Here is a 23,755-nt window from a genome sequence, read left to right as displayed (position 1 = left end):
CCTTACTGCGCCTGCACGCGCAGCTCTGCTGCGCTACGACTACGGTGACCCAACAGGGCTTTAACATCGCTGGACTTCGGCTTAACCAGCGCGAATTTCGCAGAGAACGCCGGCCAGTTCGCCAGGATCTCTTCGCCGCGCGAAGAACCGGTATGCTGCACGTGTTCGGTAATCAAACCGCGCAGGTGTTCTTCGTGAATGGCCAGCGTGTCAACGTCCAGCACTTCTACCAGTTCAGGGTTCACGCGTTTACGGAACTCACCGTCTTCATCCAGGACGTAGGCAAAACCGCCCGTCATGCCTGCGCCGAAGTTCACGCCGGTTTTACCCAGAACGCAAACAATCCCGCCCGTCATGTATTCACAACCGTTATCGCCAATGCCTTCCACCACGGTGATAGCACCGGAGTTACGCACCGCAAAACGCTCGCCCGCACGGCCCGCGGCAAAAAGACGACCGCCGGTCGCGCCGTACAGGCAGGTGTTACCGATAATGCTGGCTTCATGGCTGCGGAAGGCTGAGCCGACCGGAGGACGTACCGCCAGAAGACCGCCCGCCATGCCTTTGCCGACGTAGTCGTTGGCATCGCCGGTCAGGTACAGCTCAACGCCGCCTGCGTTCCACACGCCGAAGCTCTGACCCGCAGTACCGCTGAAGTGTGCGGTAATCGGATCGGCTGCCAGCCCCTGGTCACCGTGCGTCTGCGCGATGTAGCCGGAGAGGGAGGCACCCACGGAACGGTCGGTGTTGCGGATATCAAACCAGAACGTTTTGCTCTGCTTGTCGTCCACATACGGTTTCGCCTGCTGCAGCAGCTGCGCGTTCAGCACGCCGTTGTCGAACGGCGGGTTGTTCTCGGTGCAGTAGACCGCTTTGCCAGGATGCGGCTGCGCGGTTTCCAGCAGCTTAGACAGCTCCAGCTTCTGCTGCTTGGCGGTGAAGCCTTCCAGCTCTTTCAGCAGGTCGGTACGGCCAATCAGGTCCACCAGGCGCTTCACGCCCAGCTGCGCCATCAGCTCGCGGGTTTCACGGGCGATGAAGTCAAAGTAGTTGGTCACTTTGAACGGCAGACCGTGATAGTGATTCTTACGCAGCTTCTCGTCCTGGGTCGCAACACCGGTTGCGCAGTTGTTCAGGTGGCAAATACGCAGGTATTTACAGCCGAGCGCAACCATTGGGCCGGTACCGAAGCCGAAGCTTTCCGCACCCAGAATCGCCGCCTTGATGATGTCGAGGCCGGTTTTCAGGCCACCGTCCACCTGCAGACGGATCTTGTGACGCAGACCGTTAGCGACCAGCGCCTGCTGGGTTTCCACCAGGCCAAGTTCCCACGGGCAGCCCGCATATTTCACGGAGGAGAGCGGGCTTGCGCCGGTACCGCCGTCATAACCGGCGATGGTGATAAGGTCCGCATAGGCCTTCGCCACGCCGGTGGCAATGGTGCCGACGCCCGGTTCGGAAACCAGCTTCACGGAGATCATCGCTTTCGGGTTGACCTGCTTCAGGTCGAAAATCAGCTGCGCCAGATCCTCGATAGAGTAGATATCGTGGTGCGGCGGCGGGGAGATCAGCGTCACGCCCGGTACCGAGTAGCGCAGTTTGGCGATGTACGGGGTAACTTTATCACCCGGCAGCTGACCGCCTTCGCCCGGTTTCGCACCCTGAGCGACTTTAATCTGAATCACGTCGGCGTTGACCAGGTACGCTGGCGTCACGCCAAAGCGGCCGGATGCCACCTGCTTGATACGGGACACTTTGTTGGTGCCGTAACGGGCAGGATCTTCACCGCCTTCGCCGGAGTTAGAGTTGCCACCGATGCTGTTCATGGCTTCCGCCAGCGCCTCGTGGGCTTCCGGGCTCAGCGCGCCGATGGACATCGCCGCGGTATCGAAGCGTTTGAACAGTTCGGATGCCGGTTCGACTTCGTCAATGCTGACCGCTTCATCACCCGGATTCAGGGCTATGAGGTCGCGCAGCGTCGCCGCCGGACGGTTGTTCACCAGTTCAGCGTACTGCTGATAATCACGGTATTCGCCGCTCTGAACCGCCTGCTGCAGCGTGCGCACCACGTCAGGGTTGTAGGCATGATACTCGCCGCCGTGAACGTATTTCAGCAGACCGCCCTGATCCAGCGGCTTACGTGCCAGCCAGGCGCGCTTGGACAGGTTCACCAGATCCTGCTGGAAGTCAGCAAAACCGGCGCCGCCGATGCGGCTGACCACGCCCTGGAAGCAAAGGTTGGCGACCTCATCGTGCAGGCCGACCGCTTCAAACAGCTTCGAGCAGCGGTAGGAGGCAATGGTCGAGATGCCCATTTTGGACATGATCTTGTACAGACCTTTGTTGATGCCGTTACGGTAGTTCAGCATCACCGCGCGGTAATCTTTGTCGATCGCGCGGGTATCCACCAGACGGGCCAGCGTTTCATAGGCCAGGTACGGATAGATCGCCGTCGCGCCAAAGCCTAACAGCACGGCAAAGTGGTGCGGGTCGCGCGCGCTGGCGGTTTCAACAATGATGTTGGCGTCGCAGCGCAGGCTCTTATCCACCAGACGCGTCTGGATAGCGCCCACCGCCATTGGTGCAGGCACCGGCAGACGGTTTTTCGCGATGTTGCGGTCGGACAATACCAGCAGCACGGTACCGTTACGCACCATCTGTTCGGCTTTGTCGCACAGCGCATTCACCGTCTCTTCGAGGCTCGCGTCGTTCACGTCGAAGGTAATATCGAGCGTGTCGGCGCGATAGTGCTCCTCTTTCATGGTGGTGAGCTGTTTGAAATCGGAGTACAGCAGGATCGGCGATTTAAAGGTCAGACGGTGCGCCTGGCCTTCGGCCTCGCAGAAGACGTTCATCTCGCGACCGATGCTGGTGGCCAGCGACATCACGTGGGCTTCACGCAGCGGGTCGATTGGCGGGTTGGTGACCTGCGCAAACTGCTGGCGGAAGTAGTCGTAAATGATGCGCGGCTGGCTGGAGAGCACGGCAAACGGAGTATCATCACCCATAGAGCCGACCGCTTCCTGGCCGTTCTCACCGAGCACGCGGATGACGGAGTCCAGTTCTTCCGCGCTGTAGTTAAACTGCTTCTGGTAGCTCGCGAGGGTGTCATCGTCCAGCTCGCGGCTGCCCACTTCTTCATCCGACAGATCTTCAAACGGCACCAGACGACGCACGTTTTTCTCCATCCACTCTTTGTACGGATGGCGGCTCTTCAGATCGTTGTCGGTTTCGGCGGAGTGCAGGATGCGTCCACTGCGGGTGTCGATCACCATCAGCTCGCCCGGACCGACGCGGCCTTTCTCGACCACTTCGTCAGGCTGGTAATCCCAGATGCCGACTTCAGAGGCGCAGGTGATGAGCTTATCTTTGGTGATGACGTAGCGCGCCGGACGCAGGCCGTTACGGTCCAGGTTACACGCAGCGAAACGACCGTCGGACATGACGATGCCCGCCGGGCCGTCCCACGGCTCCATGTGCATGGAGTTAAAGTCGAAGAACGCGCGAAGCTCAGGGTCCATATCCGGGTTGTTCTGCCAGGCCGGCGGCACGAGCAGACGCATGGCGCGCACGATATCCATCCCGCCCGCCAGCAGCAGTTCCAGCATGTTATCCATCGAGCTGGAGTCCGAGCCGGTTTCGTTCACGAACGGCGCGGCATCATGCAGGTCAGGGATCAGTGGCGTCTGGAACTTGTAGGTACGGGCGCGGGCCCACTGGCGGTTACCGGTAATGGTGTTGATCTCGCCGTTATGCGCCAGGTAGCGGAACGGCTGAGCCAGCGGCCAGCGTGGAACGGTGTTGGTGGAGAAGCGCTGGTGGAACAGGCAAATGGCCGATTCCAGACGCAGGTCCGCCAGGTCCAGGTAGAAGCGCGGCAGGTCAGCCGGCATACACAGACCTTTATAGATGTTCACCAGGTTAGAGAGGCTACAGACGTAGAACTCTTTATCGTCCTGGAGACGTTTTTCAATGCGGCGGCGGGCAATAAACAGACGGCGTTCCATATCACGCGGACGCCAGCCCGCAGGCGCGTTGACGAAAATCTGTTCAATACGAGGCAGCGAGGAGAGGGCGATTTCACCGAGCACCCCTTCGTTGGTTGGCACATCGCGCCAGCCGACAATCGACAGGGTTTCACGCTGAAGTTCTTCTTCGACGATGCGGCGTGAGGCGGCAGCTTTTTCAGGATCCTGGTTCAGGAACAGCATGCCGACAGCGTAGTTTTTGGCTAAACGCCAGCCGCGCTCTTCCGCCACGATGCGGAAGAAACGATCCGGTTTTTGCAGCAGCAGGCCGCAACCGTCGCCAGTTTTACCATCGGCAAGAATGGCGCCACGGTGCTGCATACGGGCCAGTGCGTGAATAGCGGTACGCACCACCTTGTGGCTAGGTTCGCCTTCTATGTGGGCGATCAGGCCGAAACCACAGTTATCCTTCTCAAGGGATTTATCGTACAACATATCAGTGAACCTCCCCAGGCTCGTCGGGCTTCCCACTGAACTTTACCGTGGCGCACAGGCACAGAAAGAGCATGGCGACGGGGTTTGCGTTTCATACGCGGACCTCGCATTCGCCCTCTTTTTCATCCTTTCGCGCAGGTAAACAAGTTTGAGGACTTGCTTCAGAGGGAATCTCAATTACTGCATAAATATGATGAGCAGGCCGCTCATCCAGAAAGCTTCCAGCGGATTTCCAACTTATCGGGAATTGGTACACAGGTCAAATGGCAATCTTATTTATACAAAAATGTGCTAAAGAGAGTTTATCTACCTGTATTTAAAGGATATTTAACTAATTTTACATTGATTGATTGCCCTGAGAGCGCGCAGCGGAGTGTGATCTGACTCACTATATGAAAGCGGTATTATCCATGTAGCGTGCTGAATAGCGGTTTTATAGCAGAACAATAATCTGGCATTGGCCGCAAACCCGCATAAACACACTGTTTTTCAGTGATGGCGCTATAAATGAAAAAAACAATCAGAACATAAGGAAAAGTAATCACATGCGGCGTGAATGAAATTGCAGTAATCCTGAGTATTTATTCATATAGATAAAGGCCGTCCAGGGCGATTGATCCAGGTCATCGCCGACAGAGGCTAAAAATGGCAGGCTTGTCCCCTTTCTCCGGGACGGTCTATCAGATTATGCAGTTACAGAAATTAGTCAATATGTTTGGTGGGGATCTTTTGCAGCGCTACGGGCAAAAGGTTCATAAGCTGACGCTGCACGGCGGGTTTAGCTGCCCGAATCGCGACGGCACCATCGGGCGCGGGGGCTGCACCTTCTGTAACGTTGCGTCGTTTGCCGATGAAGCGCAGCAACATAACTCTATCGCTGAACAGCTTGCTCATCAGGCCAGCCTGGTGAACCGTGCGAAGCAGTATCTGGCCTATTTTCAGGCTTACACCAGCACGTGGGCGGAGGTGCAGGTATTGCGATCGATGTATCAGCAGGCCGTCAGCCAGGCCAACATCGTTGGGCTGTGCGTGGGAACCCGCCCGGACTGCGTACCGGACGCGGTGCTGGACCTGCTCAGCGAGTACAAAGAACAAGGCTACGAGATCTGGCTGGAGCTGGGCTTGCAAACGGCACATGATAAAACACTGCACCGTATCAACCGTGGCCATGATTTCGCCTGCTACCAGCGCACCACGCGGCTGGCACGCGAGCGCGGGCTGAAGGTCTGTTCACATCTGATTGTCGGTCTGCCCGGCGAAGGTCAACAGCATGCCCTTGAAACGCTGGAAAAAGTCGTTGAAACCGGCGTGGACGGCATCAAGCTTCATCCGCTGCATATCGTGAAGGGCAGCATTATGGCGAAAGCCTGGGAGGCCGGGCGGTTAAGCGGTATCGAGCTTGAGGACTATACGGTGACGGCGGGGGAGATGATTCGCCACACGCCACCGGAGATTGTCTACCACCGCATCTCGGCCAGCGCCCGCCGTCCAACGCTTCTGGCACCGCTGTGGTGTGAGAACCGCTGGAGGGGGATGGTGGAAATTGACCGCTACCTGCAGGAGAACGGCGTACAGGGTTCGGCGCTGGGCCGCCCGTGGATTCCGCGTCTAGCGGCGACGGCCGCCTAACAAACTCCCCAGCATGCCGCGCACGATCTGATTGGTGACCTGTCGCGCGGCGCTTTTCGCCATAGTCTGCACTACGCCGTCGCGTTTGCCGCCGCGCGGCCCGGTGCTGCCGAACAGGATGTCTTTGAGTCCACCAAGAATGCCGTCATCCACGGCGACAGACTGCCCTTTAGCGGCAGGCGCATCCTGCGATTCCGTTGTCGCCTGGACTCCTTTTTGCAGCATCTCGAAAGCAGATTCGCGATCCACCTCGTCTTCGTACTTCCCGTAAACCGGTGAGTGGTTAATCAGGCTGTTGCGTTCATCGTCGGTCACCGGCCCCATGCGCGAGCAAGGCGCAATGACCATGGCGCGTTCCACCACGGACGGGCTGCCCTTCGCATCCAAGAACGAGATCAGCGCTTCACCGGTGCCCAGCGCCTGAATGGCGGCTTCGGTATCAAAGGCCGGATTGGCGCGCATGGTTTGCGCGGCGGCTTTTACCGCTTTTTGATCTTTCGGCGTGAAGGCGCGCAGGGCGTGCTGTACGCGGTTACCGAGTTGTCCCAGTACGTTATCGGGGATATCCGACGGGTTTTGCGAGACATACCAGACGCCGACCCCTTTGGAGCGGATCAGGCGAATGACCTGCTCGATTTTATCCAGCAGGACCTGCGGCGCATCGTTAAACAGCAGGTGCGCTTCGTCAAAGAAGAAGACCAGTTTGGGTTTTTCCAGATCGCCCGCTTCGGGCAATTGTTCGTAAAGTTCAGAGAGCATCCACAGCAGGCTGGCGGCGTAGAGTTTCGGCATCTGGTAGAGCTTCTCTGAGCTCAGGATGTTAATAATCCCTTTGCCGCTGCTGTCGGTGCGCATCCAGTCTTTGATATCCAGCATCGGCTCGCCGAAGAAGTGCTCGGCACCCTGTTGCTCCAGCGTCAGTAGGCCACGCTGAATTGCGCCCACTGAGGCGCTGCTGATGTTGCCGTACTGGTTCTGGAAGGATTTGGCGTTATCGCCGATGTATTGCGTAATGGCGCGCAGATCTTTGAAATCAAGCAGCAGCAACCCCTGGTCATCGGCAATACGGAAGATGATATTCAACACGCCGGACTGCACGTCGTTGAGGTTAAGCAAACGGGCCAGCAGCAAGGGACCGAGATCGGAGACGGTGGCGCGCACCGGGTGGCCTTTTTCACCGAAGATGTCCCACACCACCACCGGGTTACCGTGCGGCGTCCAGTCCGTGATGCCGATATTTTTCAGCCGTTCGAGCAGTTTTTCAGAGGCGGTACCCTCCTGAGCCACACCGGTTAAATCGCCTTTTACGTCAGCCATAAAGACCGGTACGCCAATCTCTGAAAGCGACTCCGCCAGCTTTTGCAGGGTGACCGTTTTCCCCGTCCCGGTCGCACCGGTGATCAGACCGTGGCGGTTCGCCATCGCGGGCAGTAAATAGAGCTCTTTTTCCAGCGTCCGGGCAATTAACAATGGTGTACTCATGATGCGCTTCCTCTCGTAGTCCTGGGTGGAGTATAGGCAACCTGACGGTAAAACGGCTGAGTAAATTGCTGACTTTGCGGCGCATTATCCAACGCGGACTATGCTTTTGCATACGGTTCACAAAATAGTGGGAAACTATGTCCAGATTCTTCTTTAACGATCGCAAACAGCTGGTCAACGATGCCATTGAAGGCATACTGCTTTCTGCGCCGCATGGCAATCTCGTCAAGCTTGATATCGATCCGGCCATCAGGATCGTCGCGCGCGGCGACTGGGATAAAAGCCGCGTGGCGGTGATCTCCGGCGGCGGCTCCGGCCACGAACCCGCGCACGCCGGATTTGTCGGCAAAGGGATGCTGACGGCGGCCGTGTGCGGCGATCTGTTTGCCTCGCCGAGCGTGGATGCGGTACTGAATGCCATCGTCGCGGTCACGGGCGATCGCGGCTGTCTGCTGATCGTCAAAAACTACACCGGCGACCGCCTGAACTTTGGCCTGGCGGCTGAAAAAGCCAAACGCTACGGCCTGAAGGTAGAGATGGTGATTGTGGCAGACGATATCGCGCTGCCGGATAACAAGCAGCCGCGCGGTATTGCCGGAACGGCACTGGTGCACAAGATTGCGGGTTATGCGGCGGAACAGGGGAAGTCGCTGAGCGAGGTGCGGGATATTGCGCAACAGGCCTGCGATAACCTCTGGAGCCTGGGCGTGGCGATGCAAACGTGCAACCTGCCGGGCAGCGATGATGAAGAGGGGCGAATTAAACAAGGCCATGTCGAGCTGGGCCTGGGCATTCACGGCGAGCCGGGAGCTTCCGTGGTGGATACGCAAAACAGCAAAGCCATTATCGACACGCTGGTGACGCCGTTAAGCGCGCAGGCGGGTGAGGGGCGTTTTGCGGTGCTGATTAACAATCTGGGCGGCGTATCGGCGCTGGAGATGGCGCTGCTGACCAAAGAGCTGGCGCACTCGGCGCTGAAAGAGAATATCGCGTACCTGATTGGCCCTGCGCCGCTGGTCAGCGCGCTGGACATGAAAGGCTTTTCGCTGACGCTGCTGAAGCTCACTGATTTCTTCGAAAAGGCGATTCACGCCGACGTCGAGACGCTGGGATGGCAGAAGCCCGTCGCGTTTGCGCCACTGCGCACCGTGGCGCATAGCGCCATTCATGACCGTGTGGAGTACACTCCGTCTGACAATCCACAGGTGCGTGCGTTTGTCTCCTCCGTGTCGACAACGCTGATCCAGCTGGAAAACCGCCTGAACGCGCTGGATGCTAAAGTGGGGGATGGCGATACCGGCTCTACCTTTGCGCAAGGGGCGCGGGATATTGCGCAGCGCCTGGAGGAGAACGCGCTCCCGCTTAATGACGTGCCTAAGCTGCTGCTGCTGGTTGGCGAGCGGCTGGCTACGGTGATGGGCGGGTCGAGCGGGGTGCTGATGTCGATCTTCTTTACCGCGGCCGGGCAAAAGCTTCACGATGGTCAGACGCTCCCGGAGGCCTTGCTCAGTGGACTTGCGCAGATGAAGCAGTACGGCGGGGCAGATCTCGGCGATCGCACGCTGATCGATGCGCTGCAACCGGCGCTGGAGGCGTTACAGAAAGGCAATATTCAGGCGGCAGCGCAGGCCGCGCAGCAGGGCGCAGAAGCAACGTCGAAGATGGCGAAAGCCGGCGCGGGACGCTCGTCGTATGTCAATAAAGATAACCTGGATGGGGTGATGGATCCGGGAGCGGTCGCGGTAGCGGAAGTATTTAACGTATTGGCGCAGCAGTGAAAGTAGGCCGGGTAAGGCGAAGCCGCCACCCGGCAAACTCACATCAGAAATCTGCTTTCAGCACCACGCGGTAGCGGGCTTTGCCGTCGCGCACGTGCTGGATCGCTTCGTTGATTTTTGACATCGGATACAGTTCGGTGGTCGGCGCCACTTTGGTGCGTCCGGCGAATTTCATCAGTTTGCGCAGCTCGTACGGCGTACCGGTTGCAGAACCGGAGATGCTGCGATCCCCGCCGATCAGGGTAAACGCCCTAACCGGCAGCGGCTTCATTACCGCACCCACGGTGTGGAAGTTACCGCCGTAGGCCAGCGCTTCAAAGTACGGCTGCCAGTCGAGATCGACGTTCACGGTGTTGATGATCAGGTCAAACTGGCCCGCCAGCGCGTTCAGCGCCTGCGGATCGCGGCTGTTCACCACTTTATCCGCCCCCATCGCCAGCACTTCTTTCTCTTTCGCCGGGTTCGAGCTGAACGCCGTGACTTCACAGCCCATCGCGTGCAGCAGCTTAATGGCAATATGCCCAAGTCCGCCGATACCGATGACGCCGACGCGGCTGGTGGCGGTGATATGGTGCATCAGCAGCGGCTTGAAGACGGTGATGCCGCCACACAGCAGCGGACCGGCGGATTCGATATCAATGCTGTCCGGTAGCGGGATAACCCATTGCCAGTCGGCGCGCAGTTTATCGGCAAAACCACCTTTGTTGAGAATGGTGGGAACGGCGCCTTCGAGGCAGTTGATTTGATTGCCGCTGATACAGGCATCGCAGTGACCACAGCTGCGTGCCGTCCAGCCAATGCCCACGCGCTGGCCCACTTTGAGCCCTTTGTCCTGCGCGGCGCTACCGAGCGCCACGACGCGGCCAATAACTTCGTGCCCGGCAACCAGCGGATAGCTGGAGAAGCCCCATTCGTTGTCGATCATCGAGAGATCCGAGTGGCAGATCCCGCAGTAATCAACCTGTACTTCGACGTCTTCTGCTTTTAGTTCGCCCGCATCGTACTCGTACAGCTCAAGTTCTGCACCCGCCTGCGGTGCGGCGTAGCTTTTTATCTTCGACATCGTGTTTCCCCCGTTGTGGTGTGAACTGAGAGTGTAGAGCATTCAGTTTACAGCCGCTTAACAGAAGAGGGCAGGAACGAAAGTTACAGACTTTTCAGCATCCTGACTTCGCAATCAACGTGGCCGGTACAGCCCAGCGGCGCATCGATATGCTCAAAGCCCAGATGTTCATACAGGCCGATGGCCTCTTTGAGGAAGGCGGTCGTTTCAAGGTAGCAGCGGGTAAAACCCTGCTTGCGCGCGTGATCCAGCGCCATCAGCGCCAGCTTTTTTGCCAGTCCTTGTCCGCGTGCCGTTGGCAGGAAATACATTTTCTGCAGTTCGCAGATATCCGGCTCGCTGCAGCTGAGGGGCGCCACGCCGCCGCCGCCCACGACCTGGCCGTTCTGCTCGATGACCCAGTAGGCATGACCAGGCTGGCTGTAGAGCTGGAAAAGCGCGTCCAGATTCGGGTCGGCAACCGTGTAGCCCTTGTCAGCCGTCAGTCCATATTCGGCAGAAACGGTGCGAATAACGGCGGCGATAGCCGGGTTATCCTGCTCAGCGATCCGGCGCATCGTCGTCGCGACGGGGGTAATCACGCTCATAGCATTACTCATTACAAAAATTGACACATAACTGCTGTTAATAGCACCGCAGAAAGGGGAGTGCAAGCGAGGAGTTTTCAGGAAGGTTACCCCTTACGCCCTGAAGCGTAAGGGGTAAAAGCATTACAGGGCAGCGATAACCGCCTGCTGCTCAATCAGCTTGGTCTTCGCATCGGCGAAGGCAACCAGACGCTCACGCTCTTTCGCGATGACCGCTTCCGGCGCGCGGGCAACAAAGCCTTCGTTCGCCAGCTTGCTTTCGATTTTGCCAATTTCCACGTCGACTTTCGCCACTTCTTTCGCCAGACGAGCCAGCTCAGCGTCTTTGTCGATCAGACCCGCCATCGGGATCAGCAGCTCGGCGCCGTCGATGATTTTGGTCACGGAAACCGGACCTTTGTCATCAGCAGGCAGCACGGTGATGCTTTCCAGACGCGCCATGGTTTTCAGGAAGGTGTTGTTCTCGGTGACGCGACGAACGGCCGCTTCGCTACAGCCGCGCAGCAGCAGCTCCAGCGGTTTGCCCGGCGCGATGTTCATTTCAGCACGAATGTTACGTACCGCCACGATCGCCTGCTTCAGCCACTCGGTATCCGCAGACGCCGCTTCATCAACCTTAGCCGCATCGAACGCCGGGAACGGCTGCAGCATGATGGTGTCGGCGTTGATGCCTGCAATCACCTCCACGCGCTGCCAGATGGTCTCGGTGATGAATGGAATAACCGGATGCGCCAGGCGCAGCAGGCCTTCCAGAACGGTAATCAGCGTGTTGCGCGTGCCGCGCAGTTCCGCCTCAGTGCCGCCGTTCATGACCGGCTTCGCCAGCTCCAGATACCAGTCACAGAACTGGTTCCAGGTGAATTCATACAGAATGCCCGCCGCGATGTCGAAGCGGTAGCTGTCCAGCGCCTCGCGGAACGCTTTCACTGTCTGGTTGAACTCCGCCAGGATCCAGCGGTCGGCCAGGGAGAGAGTCATCTCGCCGCCGTTGAAGCCGCAATCCTGATCTTCGGTGTTCATCAGCACGAAGCGGCTGGCGTTCCACAGCTTGTTACAGAAGTTACGGTAACCTTCCAGACGCTTCATGTCCCAGTTGATGTCACGGCCGGTCGAGGCCAGCGCCGCCAGGGTGAAACGCAGGGCGTCGGTACCGTGAGCCTCAATCCCGTTCGGGAACTGCTTCTCGGTGCGCTTGCGGATTTTCTCCGCCAGCTGCGGCTGCATCATGTTGCCGGTGCGTTTTTCCAGCAGCTCTTCCAGAGAGATACCATCAACCATATCCAGCGGGTCGATGACGTTACCCTTGGATTTGGACATCTTCTGGCCTTCGTCGTCGCGGATCAGACCGGTCATGTAGACGGTATGGAACGGAACCTGCGGCTTGCCGTCTTCATCTTTGATGAAGTGCATGGTCATCATGATCATGCGGGCAATCCAGAAGAAGATAATGTCGAAGCCGGACACCATCACGCTGGTTGGGTGGAACTGACGCAGCGCGTCGGTGTTTTCTGGCCAGCCGAGGGTGGAGAAGGTCCACAGCGCGGAGGAGAACCAGGTATCCAGCACGTCTTCGTCCTGACGCAGGGCAACGTCAGCGCTCAGGTTGTTTTCCTGACGCACTTCATCTTCGCTGCGGCCAACGTACACGTTGCCTTCGTTGTCGTACCATGCCGGGATACGGTGACCCCACCACAGCTGACGGGAGATACACCAGTCCTGAATATCGCGCATCCAGGAGAAGTACATGTTTTCGTACTGCTTCGGTACGAACTGAATGCTGCCGTTTTCAACCGCTTCCACAGCCGGTTTCGCCAGCACGTCGGCACGCACGTACCACTGGTCGGTCAGCATTGGCTCGATAACCACGCCGCCACGGTCGCCGTATGGCACGGTCAGGTCGTGAGGCTTGATCTCTTCCAGCAGGCCGAGTGCGTCAACGGCAGCCACAATCTCTTTACGCGCGGCAAAGCGTTCCAGCTTCTGGAACTCGGCCGGGATGTCGCTGGAATAAACGTCGGATTCGTTGCCTTTGGTGTCGTACACTTCTGCGCTTTCGCGGATATCGCCGTCGAAGGTCAGAATGTTGATCATCGGCAGGGCGTGACGACGACCCACTTCATAGTCGTTGAAGTCGTGCGCCGGGGTGATTTTCACGCAGCCGGTGCCTTTTTCCATGTCGGCGTGTTCGTCGCCCACAATCGGAATACGGCGGTTTACCAGCGGCAGCACCACGAATTTGCCAATCAGATCTTTATAACGCGGATCTTCCGGGTTAACGGCCACGCCGGTATCGCCCAGCAGGGTTTCCGGACGGGTGGTCGCGACCACCAGGTAATCTTTACCGTCAGCGGTTTTTGCGCCGTCGGCCAGCGGATAGCGGATGTGCCACATGGAGCCCTTGGACTCGCGGTTCTCCACTTCCAGATCGGAAATCGCGGTGCGCAGTTTTGGATCCCAGTTAACCAGGCGCTTGCCGCGGTAAATCAGGTCTTCTTTGTACAGGCGGACGAAGACTTCTTTCACGGCGTTGGAAAGGCCTTCATCCATGGTGAAGCGCTCGCGCTCCCAGTCCACGGAGTTGCCGAGGCGGCGCATCTGACGGGTAATCGTGCCGCCGGATTCCGCTTTCCACTGCCAGATTTTGTCGATGAACGCGTCGCGACCGTAGTCGTGGCGGGTTTTCCCTTCTTCAGCGGCAATTTTACGCTCAACCACCATCTGGGTCGCGATACCCGCGTGGTCAGTCCCCGCCTGCCACAGGGTGTTTTTGCCCTGCATGCGCTGGTAGCGGATCATGGTGTCCATGATGGTCTGCTGGAAAGCATGACCCATATGCAAACTGCCGGTGACGTTCGGCGGCGGGATCATGATGCAGAAGGACTCTTTGCTTTCGTCGCCGTTAGGCTTGAAATAGCCCTGCTGTTCCCAGTGCTCGTAAAGCGGCTGTTCGATATCGCGTGGGTTATATGTCTTTTCCATTATTTCCAGGTTGCCGTATTCAGGTTAAAACCAGCCAGGCGGTACGCTTTATAGCGTTCGCGCGCCAGTTGTTTCAAGGATTCTTCGTAAGGGACAAAGTCTACCACTTCTGTGAAAGCGGTGGCAAAATCTGCAAAATCTATCCGCAGGCTAATCAGAATGTCGCGCGCGCTGCTGTTGCGCTTTTGCGGCCAGGCAATTTCCACCGGCGCCCCGCCGCGTGGCCCTTCGCCTGACAGGTTATGCGGAACAAAGCTCTCCGGCGGGCGGGCCCACAGCGCTTCATCGAGACGAATCGCCTGCTGCTCATCTTCACAGGCTATCAACACGCGTTTGCCTGCGCGCCAACGTTCTGCGGCAATTTCACACACCAGCTGTTCGACGGCGCTGAGTCCATCCTGATGGGTGTCGTTGTCCAGAAGGTAGAACGTTGCATTCTTCATATATGGGGCTTCTTGTCGTGGATTTAAATGCAAAGCCGGGTGGCGCTTCGCTTACCCGGCCTACGGTTGAGTGGCGTGTAGGCCGGGTAAGGCGAAGCCGCCACCCGGCACTTTGTATCACTCGTCGCCGTTAAAACCCGCACGATTGAGCAGGAACTGCGACAGCAGCGCCACCGGACGACCGGTTGCGCCTTTGGCCTTACCGGAGCGCCATGCGGTGCCCGCGATATCCAGGTGCGCCCAGTTGTACTTGCGGGTGAAGCGCGCCAGGAAGCATCCCGCGGTGATCGCCCCGCCAGGACGTCCGCCAATGTTCGCCATATCCGCGAAGTTAGACTCCAGCTGCTCCTGATATTCATCACCCAGCGGCAGACGCCATGCGCGGTCACCGGCCTGCTCCGAGGCGCTAATCAGCTCGTGCGCCAGCGGATTATGGTTAGACATCAGGCCGGTAATGTGGTGGCCAAGGGCAATCACACAGGCGCCGGTCAGGGTGGCGACGTCAATGACCGCTTCTGGCTCGAAGCGCTCAACGTAGGTCAACACGTCACAGAGTACCAGACGGCCTTCGGCGTCGGTGTTCAGCACTTCTACCGTCTGGCCAGACATGGTGGTCAGGACGTCACCCGGGCGATACGCGCGACCGCCGGGCATGTTTTCGCAGCCCGCCAGGACGCCGATCACGTTGATCGGCAGCTGAAGCTCCGCGACCATGCGCATCACGCCGTAAACCGCCGCCGCGCCGCACATGTCGTATTTCATCTCATCCATGCCTTCGGCAGGCTTGATGGAGATACCGCCGGAATCGAAGGTCAGGCCTTTACCGACCAGCACGACAGGGCGCGCGTCTTCGGCCGGGTTGCCCTTGTACTCGATAACCGACATCAGGGATTCGTTCTGCGAGCCGTTACCGACCGCCAGGTAAGAGTGCATTCCCAGCTCTTTCATCTGCTGTTCGCCGATGACGCGGGTAATCACGTTTTTGCTGTAGGCGTCGGCCAGCTGGCGCGCCTGAGAGGCGAGGTAAGCGGCGTTACAGATGTTCGGCGGCATGTTGCCGAGATCTTTTGCCGCTTTAATACCGGCGGCAATCGCCAGACCGTGCTGGATCGCGCGCTCGCCGCTGGTCAGCTCGCGACGGGTTGGCACGTTAAAGACCATTTTACGCAGCGGACGACGCGGCTCGCTTTTATTGGTCTTCAGCTGATCGAAGCTGTACAGGCTCTCTTTTGCCGTTTCGACTGCCTGACGCACTTTCCAGTAGGTGTTACGCCCTTTAACGTGCAGCTCGGTCAGGAAGCATACCGCTTCCATTGAACCGGTATCATTCAGCGTATTGATGGTTTTCTGAATCACCTGCTTGTACTGACGTTCATCCAGCTCGCGTTCTTTGCCGCAGCCAATCAGCAGAATGCGCTCTGACAGTACGTTCGGAACATGGTGCAGTAACAGCGTCTGCCCAGGTTTGCCTTCCAGTTCGCCACGGCGCAGCAGGGCGCTAATATAGCCGTCACTGATTTTATCGAGTTGTTCGGCGATCGGGGAGAGTCGGCGTGGTTCAAAGACGCCCACAACGATGCAGGCACTCCGCTGTTTCTCCGGGCTACCGCTTTTTACACTGAACTCCATGCACTACGCTCCTGAATCTTAAAGACAACGGCGGCGGCTACGGATAGAATTGAAACCTTTCGTAACTCATGTCCGCTGTTGTGGTGACTTCGTGTTAATCTTACGTTACTACGGTTTCGACACGTCAGAAAAAGTCCTGAAGCGTGAATCCGCCGGATGTTTTAATCTTAGCGATGATTTCGACGACTCAAGAGAATAAATGACGTTTAAGCCATGAAACAAGCGATTTTCCAGCAAAGAGACGGGTTTTTACGGGCGTATTTAAAGTGATAATCATAAGATATCTGGTGCGGGAGACGCTCAAAAGCCAACTGGCGATCCTCTTCATCCTGCTGCTGATTTTTTTCTGTCAGAAGCTAGTTAAGATCCTCGGTGCGGCCGTTGACGGCGAAATTCCAACAAATCTGGTGCTTTCCCTGCTTGGTTTAGGGATCCCGGAAATGGCGCAGCTTATCCTGCCGCTAAGTCTTTTCCTTGGCCTGCTCATGACGCTTGGGAAACTCTACACCGAGAGTGAAATCACGGTGATGCATGCCTGTGGCCTGAGCAAAGCGGTGCTGGTCAAAGCCGCCATGATACTGGCGCTGTTCACGGGTATCGTTGCGGCGGTGAATGTGATGTGGGCGGGTCCTCTGTCTTCCCGCCATCAGGACGAAGTGCTGGCCGAAGCGAAAGCCAACCCCGGCATGGCGGCGTTAGCCCAGGGGCAGTTCCAGCAGGCAACCGACGGGAACTCCGTGCTGTTTATTGAGAGCGTTGACGGCAGCAAATTCAACGATGTCTTCCTGGCTCAGCTGCGTCCTAAAGGTAACGCGCGTCCTTCTGTGGTGGTTGCCGACTCCGGTCAGCTTGCTCAGCGCAAAGATGGTTCTCAGGTCGTGACGCTGAACAAAGGCACCCGTTTCGAAGGCACCGCGATGCTGCGTGACTTCCGCATTACGGATTTCCAGAACTATCAGGCCATTATCGGTCATCAGACCGTGGCGCTCGATCCAACGGATACCGAGCAAATGGACATGCGTACCCTCTGGAATACCGATACCAACCGAGCGCGTGCTGAGTTCCACTGGCGTATTACGCTTGTCTTCACCGTGTTCATGATGGCGCTGATTGTCGTTCCGCTGAGCGTGGTGAACCCGCGTCAGGGACGCGTGCTCTCTATGCTGCCAGCGATGCTGCTTTACCTGATCTATTTCCTGCTGCAAACCTCGATTCGTTCCAACGGCGCGAAGGGTAAGCTGGACCCTATGGTCTGGACATGGTTCGTTAACAGCCTGTATATCTTACTGGCGCTGGGGTTAAACCTGTGGGATACGGTGCCTGTGCGCCGCATACGTGCCCGATTCTCGCGTAAAGGAGCCATCTAATGCAGGCGTTTGGCGTTCTTGATCGCTATATCGGTAAAACCATTTTTACCACCATCATGATGACGTTGTTCATGCTGGTGTCCCTCTCCGGCATTATCAAATTTGTCGATCAGCTGAAAAAAGCCGGGCAGGGGAGCTATGACGCGCTGGGCGCGGGGATGTATACCCTGCTCAGCGTGCCGAAAGATGTGCAGATCTTCTTCCCGATGGCGGCCCTGCTGGGGGCGCTGCTGGGGCTGGGGATGCTGGCGCAGCGCAGTGAGCTGGTCGTTATGCAGGCTTCGGGTTTTACCCGTATGCAGGTCGCGCTGTCGGTAATGAAAACCGCCATCCCCCTGGTGCTGTTGACCATGGCGATTGGCGAGTGGGTCGCGCCGCAGGGCGAACAGATGGCGCGTAACTACCGTGCTCAGGCCATGTACGGCGGCTCACTGCTCTCGACTCAGCAAGGTTTATGGGCGAAAGATGGTAAAAACTTCGTCTACATCGAACGGGTGAAGGGGAATGATGAGCTGGGCGGGGTGAGCATCTATGCTTTTGATGACCAGCGCCGTCTGCAGTCCGTTCGACACGCCTCTTCGGCGAAGTTTGACGCCGAACATAAACAGTGGCGGTTGTCCCAGGTTGATGAATCTGACCTGACCGATCCGAAACAGATTACGGGTTCTCAGACGGTAACCGGTACGTGGAAAACCAACCTGACGCCCGATAAGCTCGGCGTCGTGGCGCTGGATCCTGACGCGCTCTCCATCAGCGGTTTACACAACTATGTGAAATACCTGAAGTCGAGCGGACAGGATGCGGGACGCTATCAGCTCAACATGTGGAGCAAAATCTTCCAGCCGATGTCCGTGGCGGTAATGATGCTGATGGCGCTGTCGTTTATCTTCGGCCCGTTGCGCAGCGTGCCGATGGGGGTCCGCGTCGTGACCGGCATCAGCTTCGGCTTTGTGTTCTACGTGCTCGATCAGATCTTCGGTCCGCTGACGCTGGTTTATGGCATTCCGCCGATTATCGGTGCGCTGCTGCCAAGCGCCAGCTTCCTCCTGATCAGTCTCTGGCTGCTGTTGAAACGCTCCTGATTGACTTCTCCTCGCTTCCGGTTACCCGGGAGCGAGGCTAATCTCCTGTTTCACCCCGCACTTTTTCTCACAACCTTCAACGTCCCGCCGCGAATTTGAGTATTATTGAGCGATAACGTCGTGAAGGGATCCTCTATGAAGCAAATTCGAATGCTTGCCCAGTATTACGTCGACCTGATGATGAAGCTTGGGCTGGTGCGTTTTTCCATGCTGCTTGCGCTGGCGCTGGTCGTTCTGGCCATTGTCGTGCAAATGGCGGTTACCATGGTTCTGCATGGTCAGGTCGAGAGTATCGACGTCATCCGCTCCATCTTCTTTGGCTTGCTTATTACTCCCTGGGCGGTCTATTTCCTTTCCGTGGTGGTTGAACAGCTGGAAGAGTCCCGCCAGCGTTTGTCTAAGCTGGTGGATAAGCTGGAAGAGATGCGCGAGCGTGACCTGAAGCTCAACGTCCAGCTCAAAGACAACATTGCGCAGCTGAATCAGGAGATTTCAGATCGTGAGAAAGCGGAGGCCGAGCGTCAGGCCACCCTGGAGCAGCTGAAAATCGAAATGAAAGAGCGCGAGGTCACTCAGATCCAGCTTGAGCAGCAATCTTCTTTCCTGCGATCGTTCCTGGATGCGTCGCCGGATCTGGTGTTCTACCGTAATGAAGATAAAGAGTTTTCCGGCTGTAACCGGGCGATGGAGTTGCTCACCGGGAAAAGCGAGAAGCAGCTGATACACCTGAAGCCGCAGGACGTTTACTCTGAAGAGGCGGCGGCCAAGGTCATGGAGACCGACGAAAAAGTCTTCCGTCATAACGTCTCGCTGACCTATGAACAGTGGCTGGATTACCCGGACGGGCGCAAAGCCTGCTTTGAGATCCGTAAGGTGCCCTACTATGACCGCGTGGGGAAACGCCACGGCCTGATGGGCTTTGGCCGCGATATTACCGAGCGTAAGCGCTATCAGGATGCCCTGGAGCGCGCCAGCCGCGACAAGACCACCTTTATCTCCACCATCAGCCACGAGCTGCGTACGCCGCTTAACGGCATCGTCGGGTTGAGCCGTATTCTGCTGGATACCGACCTGACCGCAGAGCAGGAAAAATACCTCAAGACTATCCATGTTTCAGCGGTCACGCTGGGTAATATCTTCAACGATATTATTGATATGGATAAGATGGAGCGCCGTAAAGTTCAGCTTGATAACCAGCCTGTGGATTTCACCAGCTTCCTTGCCGATCTGGAAAACCTGTCTGGCCTGCAGGCGCAGCAGAAGGGACTGAGCTTTGTCATGGAGCCAACCCTGCCGCTGCCGCATAAAGTGGTGACGGACGGCACGCGACTGCGCCAGATCCTGTGGAACCTGATCAGCAACGCGGTGAAATTTACCCAGAAAGGAAAGGTGGCGGTGCGTATCCGCTATGACGAAGGTGACATGCTGCACTTCGAGGTGGAAGACTCCGGGATGGGTATTCCGCTGGAGGAGCAGGACAAAATCTTCGCCATGTACTATCAGGTGAAGGACAGCAACGGTGGGAAACCGGCCACCGGTACGGGCATTGGCCTGGCGGTCTCTAAACGTCTGGCGAAGAGTATGGGCGGCGATATCACCGTTGCCAGCCAACCGGGCAAAGGGTCAACCTTCACGCTGACGGTCCATGCCCCTGCGGTGGCGGAAGAGGTAGAGGATACCTTTGAAAATGACGATATGCCGCTGCCTGCCCTGCACGTCCTGCTGGTGGAAGATATTGAGCTGAACGTAATTGTGGCGCGCTCTGTACTGGAAAAACTGGGCAACAGCGTGGATGTCGCGATGACCGGTAAAGCCGCGCTGGAGATGTTTAAACCAGGCGAATACGATCTTGTTCTGCTGGATATTCAATTACCGGATATGACCGGGCTGGATATCTCGCGCGAGTTGACGCGTCAGTACGCGGCCGACGAACTGCCGCCGCTGGTTGCCCTGACGGCGAACGTGCTGAAAGATAAAAAAGAGTATCTCGACGCCGGTATGGACGATGTACTCAGCAAGCCGCTGGCGGTGCCTGCTCTGACCGCTATGATCAAAAAGTTCTGGGATACCCATGATGAAGAGGAGAGCACCATGACGTCTGTTGATAGCGCAAAAGCCCAAACGATACTCGATACCGCGATGCTGGAGCAGTACATCGATCTGGTGGGGCCGAAACTGATTACCGACGGTCTGGCGGTGTTCGAAAAAATGATGCCGGGCTATCTGAGCGTGCTGGAATCCAACCTGACGGCCCGTGACCAGAAAGGGATCGTGGAAGAAGGACATAAAATCAAAGGTGCCGCCGGCTCGGTTGGCTTACGCCATCTGCAGCAGCTAGGGCAACAGATTCAGTCGCCTGATTTACCTGCATGGGAAGATAACGTGGGTGATTGGGTTGAAGAGATGAAACAGGAATGGCAAAACGATGTGGCGGTGCTAAAAACCTGGGTTGACGCCAGAAAAAAATGACCCCGGATTAACCGGGGTGCGCGAATACTGCGCCAACACCAGGGAAATCGTGGCTGCGCCTGTTTTTAAACGTTATTTTTGAAAGGGCGCTGCCTGAAAAATTTAGGCCGCACGCAGATAAGATAGCAAATCTTAAATGGTTTGTTACATGAATCAGTGAAATGTGTGAAGCATAGCGTTTTAATCAAAATTATTAATGTGCTTCAGCAAGTTGCAGAAAAGGATTGTCATGATGAAAAAGATTGGTGTCGTGCTAAGCGGATGCGGTGTTTACGATGGCTCTGAGATACACGAAGCCGTCATCACGCTGCTGGCCCTGGCTAAGCAGGGAGCCGAGGTGATTTGTTTTGCACCGGACAAAAATCAGGCGGATGTGATTAACCATCTGACCGGTGAGCCGATGGCGGAAACCCGTAACGTGCTGATTGAAGCCGCGCGCATTGCGCGAGGTGACATCCATCCTCTTATTCAGGCAGACCCTGCAGAGCTTGATGCGCTCATTGTGCCGGGTGGGTTTGGCGCAGCCAAAAATCTCAGTACCTTTGCCGCGCAGGGCGCGGAGTGTCAGATCGATCCTCATCTCAAAGCGCTGTCGCAGGCCATGCATGCGGCAGGAAAACCGCTGGGCTTTATCTGTATCGCACCGGCGATGTTGCCTAAAATTTTTGATTTCCCGCTGCGCCTGACCATCGGGACGGATATTGATACCGCAGAGATTGTCGAAGAAATGGGGGGCGAACACGTTCCGTGCCCGGTGGATGACATTGTGGTTGATGAAGATAACAAGATTGTCACCACGCCTGCGTATATGCTGGCGAAGAATATCGCGGAAGCCGCCGTGGGCATTGAAAAACTGGTCGCCCGCGTGCTGGTGCTGACGGAATGAGGCGTCCGTTTTCCGCAGGCGCATGGGTGAAACGCCTTCTTCTACGCATCGTTCTCGTCATGGCGGTGTTCTGGGGAGGCGGGTTGGCCGTGTTCAGCATTATGCCGGTCCCGTTCTCTGCCGTGATGGTTGAGCGTCAGCTCGGCGCGTGGCTCAGCGGCGATTTCGGCTATGTTGCCCATTCTGACTGGGTAAGCATGGACGAGATCTCTCCTTTCATGGGGCTGGCGGTCATCGCAGCGGAGGATCAGAAATTCCCTGAGCACTGGGGGTTCGACGTTGCGGCCATTGAGAAGGCGCTGGCCCATAACGAACGCCATGAAAACCGCGTGCGCGGCGCGTCAACGTTGTCGCAGCAGACGGCCAAAAATCTGTTTCTGTGGGACGGCCGCAGCTGGGTGCGAAAGGGGCTGGAAGCGGGGCTTACCCTGGGCATGGAAACGGTCTGGAGCAAAAAGCGCATTCTGACCGTGTATCTCAACGTTGCCGAGTTTGGCGACGGGGTATTTGGTGTCGAAGCTGCATCACAACGCTATTTTAATAAACCCGCCAGCAAGCTGAGCATGTCTGAGGCGGCGCTGCTCGCGGCTGTTCTGCCTAATCCCCTCCGCTTTAAAGCCAGTGCCCCCTCAGGGTACGTGCGAAGCCGTCAGGCGTGGATTATGCGCCAGATGCGTCAGTTGGGAGGAGAAGGGTTTATGGAGAGCAACAAACTTATGTAGGGCGGGTAAGCGCAGCGCCACCCGCCTGAAGGGCAGAGACCTTAATCTTCGTCGAACCCTGCGTTAAACAGCGCAATCACCGCCGCCAGCGCTTCCTCTTCCTGGGGGCCGGTGGCTTCGACTTCAATCTGACGCCCTTTGGCGGAATCCAGCATCAGCAGCGCAATCACGCTGTTCGCCTCCGCTTCGGTACCTTCGTCATTCCGCAGCAGAACTTCTGCATCGAAACCCTGCATCAGCTCAAACAGCTTCATCGCCGGGCGCGCATGCATGCCCAGCTTATTGGTGATCTCAACGGTCTGTTTTACGGTCATGTTTTACGTTTTTCCAGCGTGCGATGACGGGACTGAACGTTCTTTCCGCGCGAGCGGAAGTAGTCGGCCAGCTGTTCGGCGATGTAGACCGAACGATGTTTACCGCCGGTACAGCCAATCGCTACCGTCAGGTAGCTGCGATTGTTTGTCTCCAGCATAGGTAACCATAGCTCAAGGTAGCTTCGCGTCTGGTAGATAAAATTGTGAACTTCTGTGTGCCTGTCGAGGAAGGCCGCGACGGGTTTATCCAGACCGGTCATAGGACGCAGTTTCGGATCCCAGTGCGGGTTCGGCAGGAAGCGCACGTCGAAAACATAATCCGCATCAATCGGGATACCGTGCTTGAAGCCAAAGGATTCGAACACCATCGTCAGTTCGCGCTCGCGTTTACCCAACAACCGGGTACGCAGCATTTCCGCCAGCTCGTGAACGGACATCTCAGAGGTGTCGACAATCAGGTCGGCGCGAGAACGCAGCGGCTCCAGCAGATCGCTCTCTTCATCGATTGCGCTCTCCAGGGAGAGGTTCTTACTGGAAAGCGGGTGCAAACGACGGGTGTCGCTGTAGCGGCGGATCAGGGTATTCCGGTCTGCATCGAGGAACAGCAGCTGAGGCGAGAACGTGTCAGGCAGGTTACTCATTGCCTGCTCGAAGATCTCTGGCGATTCCGGCATGTTACGAACGTCGATACTGACGGCAGCCGAGGTCTGTCTCTCGGCAAGCGTACGGGCCAGGTCGGGCAACAACACGACCGGAAGGTTATCGACGCAGTAAAAACCCATGTCTTCCAGCGCGCGCAGAGCCACGGATTTCCCCGACCCTGAACGACCGCTGACAATCATCAGCACCATGTTCCGTTTCT

16 protein-coding genes are annotated in these 23,755 nt (G+C 57.3%); 7 read left to right on the top strand and 9 right to left on the bottom strand.

The genetic code is table 11. From position 1 onward, the window contains the following. Positions 1-2: 2 nt before the first annotated feature. Positions 3-4,463 (bottom strand): glutamate synthase large subunit, encoded by a 4,461-nt coding sequence (gene gltB / locus FHC48_RS07240; protein WP_021242273.1) that lies wholly within the window; start codon positions 4,461-4,463, stop codon positions 3-5. A gap of 687 nt (positions 4,464-5,150) precedes the next feature. On the opposite strand from gltB, the gene FHC48_RS07235 reads away from it, so the two are divergent. Then, a complete protein-coding gene (locus FHC48_RS07235; protein ID WP_119312289.1) occupies positions 5,151-6,092 on the top strand; it encodes a TIGR01212 family radical SAM protein in 942 nt (313 codons plus the stop codon). On the opposite strand, the gene FHC48_RS07230 is transcribed toward FHC48_RS07235, so the two are convergent. Next, positions 6,072-7,574, bottom strand: a complete 1,503-nt coding sequence (locus FHC48_RS07230) for a helicase HerA-like C-terminal domain-containing protein (RefSeq protein ID WP_059363801.1) — start codon at positions 7,572-7,574, stop codon at positions 6,072-6,074. The genes FHC48_RS07235 and FHC48_RS07230 overlap by 21 nt on opposite strands. Positions 7,575-7,711: 137 nt before the next feature. Between FHC48_RS07230 and FHC48_RS07225 the strand changes: the two genes are divergently transcribed. Continuing rightward, the gene (locus tag FHC48_RS07225) at positions 7,712-9,352 is read left to right on the top strand and encodes a dihydroxyacetone kinase subunit DhaK (protein ID WP_059363804.1); all 1,641 of its coding nucleotides are present in this window, start codon (positions 7,712-7,714) and stop codon (positions 9,350-9,352) included. 43 nt (positions 9,353-9,395) lie between these two features. On the opposite strand, the gene FHC48_RS07220 is transcribed toward FHC48_RS07225, so the two are convergent. The 5 genes from FHC48_RS07220 to pepA all read right to left on the bottom strand — a co-directional run bounded on the left by FHC48_RS07220 (position 9,396) and on the right by pepA (position 16,053). Then, positions 9,396-10,415 (bottom strand): NAD(P)-dependent alcohol dehydrogenase, encoded by a 1,020-nt coding sequence (locus tag FHC48_RS07220; RefSeq protein WP_059363805.1) that lies wholly within the window; start codon positions 10,413-10,415, stop codon positions 9,396-9,398. An 83-nt stretch (positions 10,416-10,498) separates the two neighbouring features. Next, the gene (locus FHC48_RS07215) at positions 10,499-11,002 is read right to left on the bottom strand and encodes a GNAT family N-acetyltransferase (RefSeq protein ID WP_008502817.1); all 504 of its coding nucleotides are present in this window, start codon (positions 11,000-11,002) and stop codon (positions 10,499-10,501) included. 123 nt (positions 11,003-11,125) lie between these two features. Further along, positions 11,126-13,981, bottom strand: a complete 2,856-nt coding sequence (locus tag FHC48_RS07210; RefSeq protein WP_220420517.1) for a valine--tRNA ligase — start codon at positions 13,979-13,981, stop codon at positions 11,126-11,128. Then, a complete protein-coding gene (gene holC / locus FHC48_RS07205) occupies positions 13,981-14,424 on the bottom strand; it encodes a DNA polymerase III subunit chi (RefSeq protein WP_008502815.1) in 444 nt (147 codons plus the stop codon). Before holC ends, FHC48_RS07210 begins: the two co-directional genes overlap by 1 nt. 117 nt (positions 14,425-14,541) lie before the next feature. Next, entirely contained in the window at positions 14,542-16,053 is a 1,512-nt protein-coding gene (pepA, locus tag FHC48_RS07200; RefSeq protein WP_008501434.1) for a leucyl aminopeptidase, read from the bottom strand. A 266-nt stretch (positions 16,054-16,319) separates the two neighbouring features. Here pepA and lptF point away from each other — a divergent pair, with 266 nt between their 5' ends. The 5 genes from lptF to mtgA all read left to right on the top strand — a co-directional run bounded on the left by lptF (position 16,320) and on the right by mtgA (position 22,579). After that, on the top strand, positions 16,320-17,420 hold the full coding sequence (gene lptF, locus FHC48_RS07195) for an LPS export ABC transporter permease LptF (protein ID WP_021242268.1): 1,101 nt from the start codon (positions 16,320-16,322) through the stop codon (positions 17,418-17,420). Continuing rightward, entirely contained in the window at positions 17,420-18,502 is a 1,083-nt protein-coding gene (gene lptG, locus FHC48_RS07190; RefSeq protein WP_008501437.1) for an LPS export ABC transporter permease LptG, read from the top strand. The genes lptF and lptG overlap by 1 nt, the downstream gene beginning before the upstream one ends. 135 nt (positions 18,503-18,637) lie before the next feature. Further along, positions 18,638-20,971, top strand: a complete 2,334-nt coding sequence (gene arcB, locus FHC48_RS07185; RefSeq protein WP_059363810.1) for an aerobic respiration two-component sensor histidine kinase ArcB — start codon at positions 18,638-18,640, stop codon at positions 20,969-20,971. Positions 20,972-21,203: 232 nt separating this feature from the next. Further along, on the top strand, positions 21,204-21,857 hold the full coding sequence (gene elbB / locus FHC48_RS07180) for an isoprenoid biosynthesis glyoxalase ElbB (RefSeq protein ID WP_032653621.1): 654 nt from the start codon (positions 21,204-21,206) through the stop codon (positions 21,855-21,857). Further along, positions 21,854-22,579, top strand: coding sequence for a monofunctional biosynthetic peptidoglycan transglycosylase (gene mtgA, locus FHC48_RS07175; protein ID WP_008501440.1), 726 nt, complete (start codon positions 21,854-21,856; stop codon positions 22,577-22,579). Before elbB ends, mtgA begins: the two co-directional genes overlap by 4 nt. A 41-nt stretch (positions 22,580-22,620) precedes the next feature. On the opposite strand, the gene npr is transcribed toward mtgA, so the two are convergent. Further along, on the bottom strand, positions 22,621-22,893 hold the full coding sequence (npr, locus tag FHC48_RS07170) for a PTS phosphocarrier protein NPr (RefSeq protein WP_003861872.1): 273 nt from the start codon (positions 22,891-22,893) through the stop codon (positions 22,621-22,623). Then, positions 22,890-23,744, bottom strand: coding sequence for an RNase adapter RapZ (gene rapZ / locus FHC48_RS07165; RefSeq protein ID WP_008501442.1), 855 nt, complete (start codon positions 23,742-23,744; stop codon positions 22,890-22,892). Before rapZ ends, npr begins: the two co-directional genes overlap by 4 nt. Between the last annotated feature and the right edge of the window lie 11 nt (positions 23,745-23,755).

The sequence above is a fragment of the Enterobacter sp. EC_50 genome, from assembly GCF_019584525.1.
Taxonomy (GTDB): domain Bacteria; phylum Pseudomonadota; class Gammaproteobacteria; order Enterobacterales; family Enterobacteriaceae; genus Enterobacter; species Enterobacter roggenkampii.
This window is presented reverse-complemented; position numbering and strand designations above follow the sequence as displayed.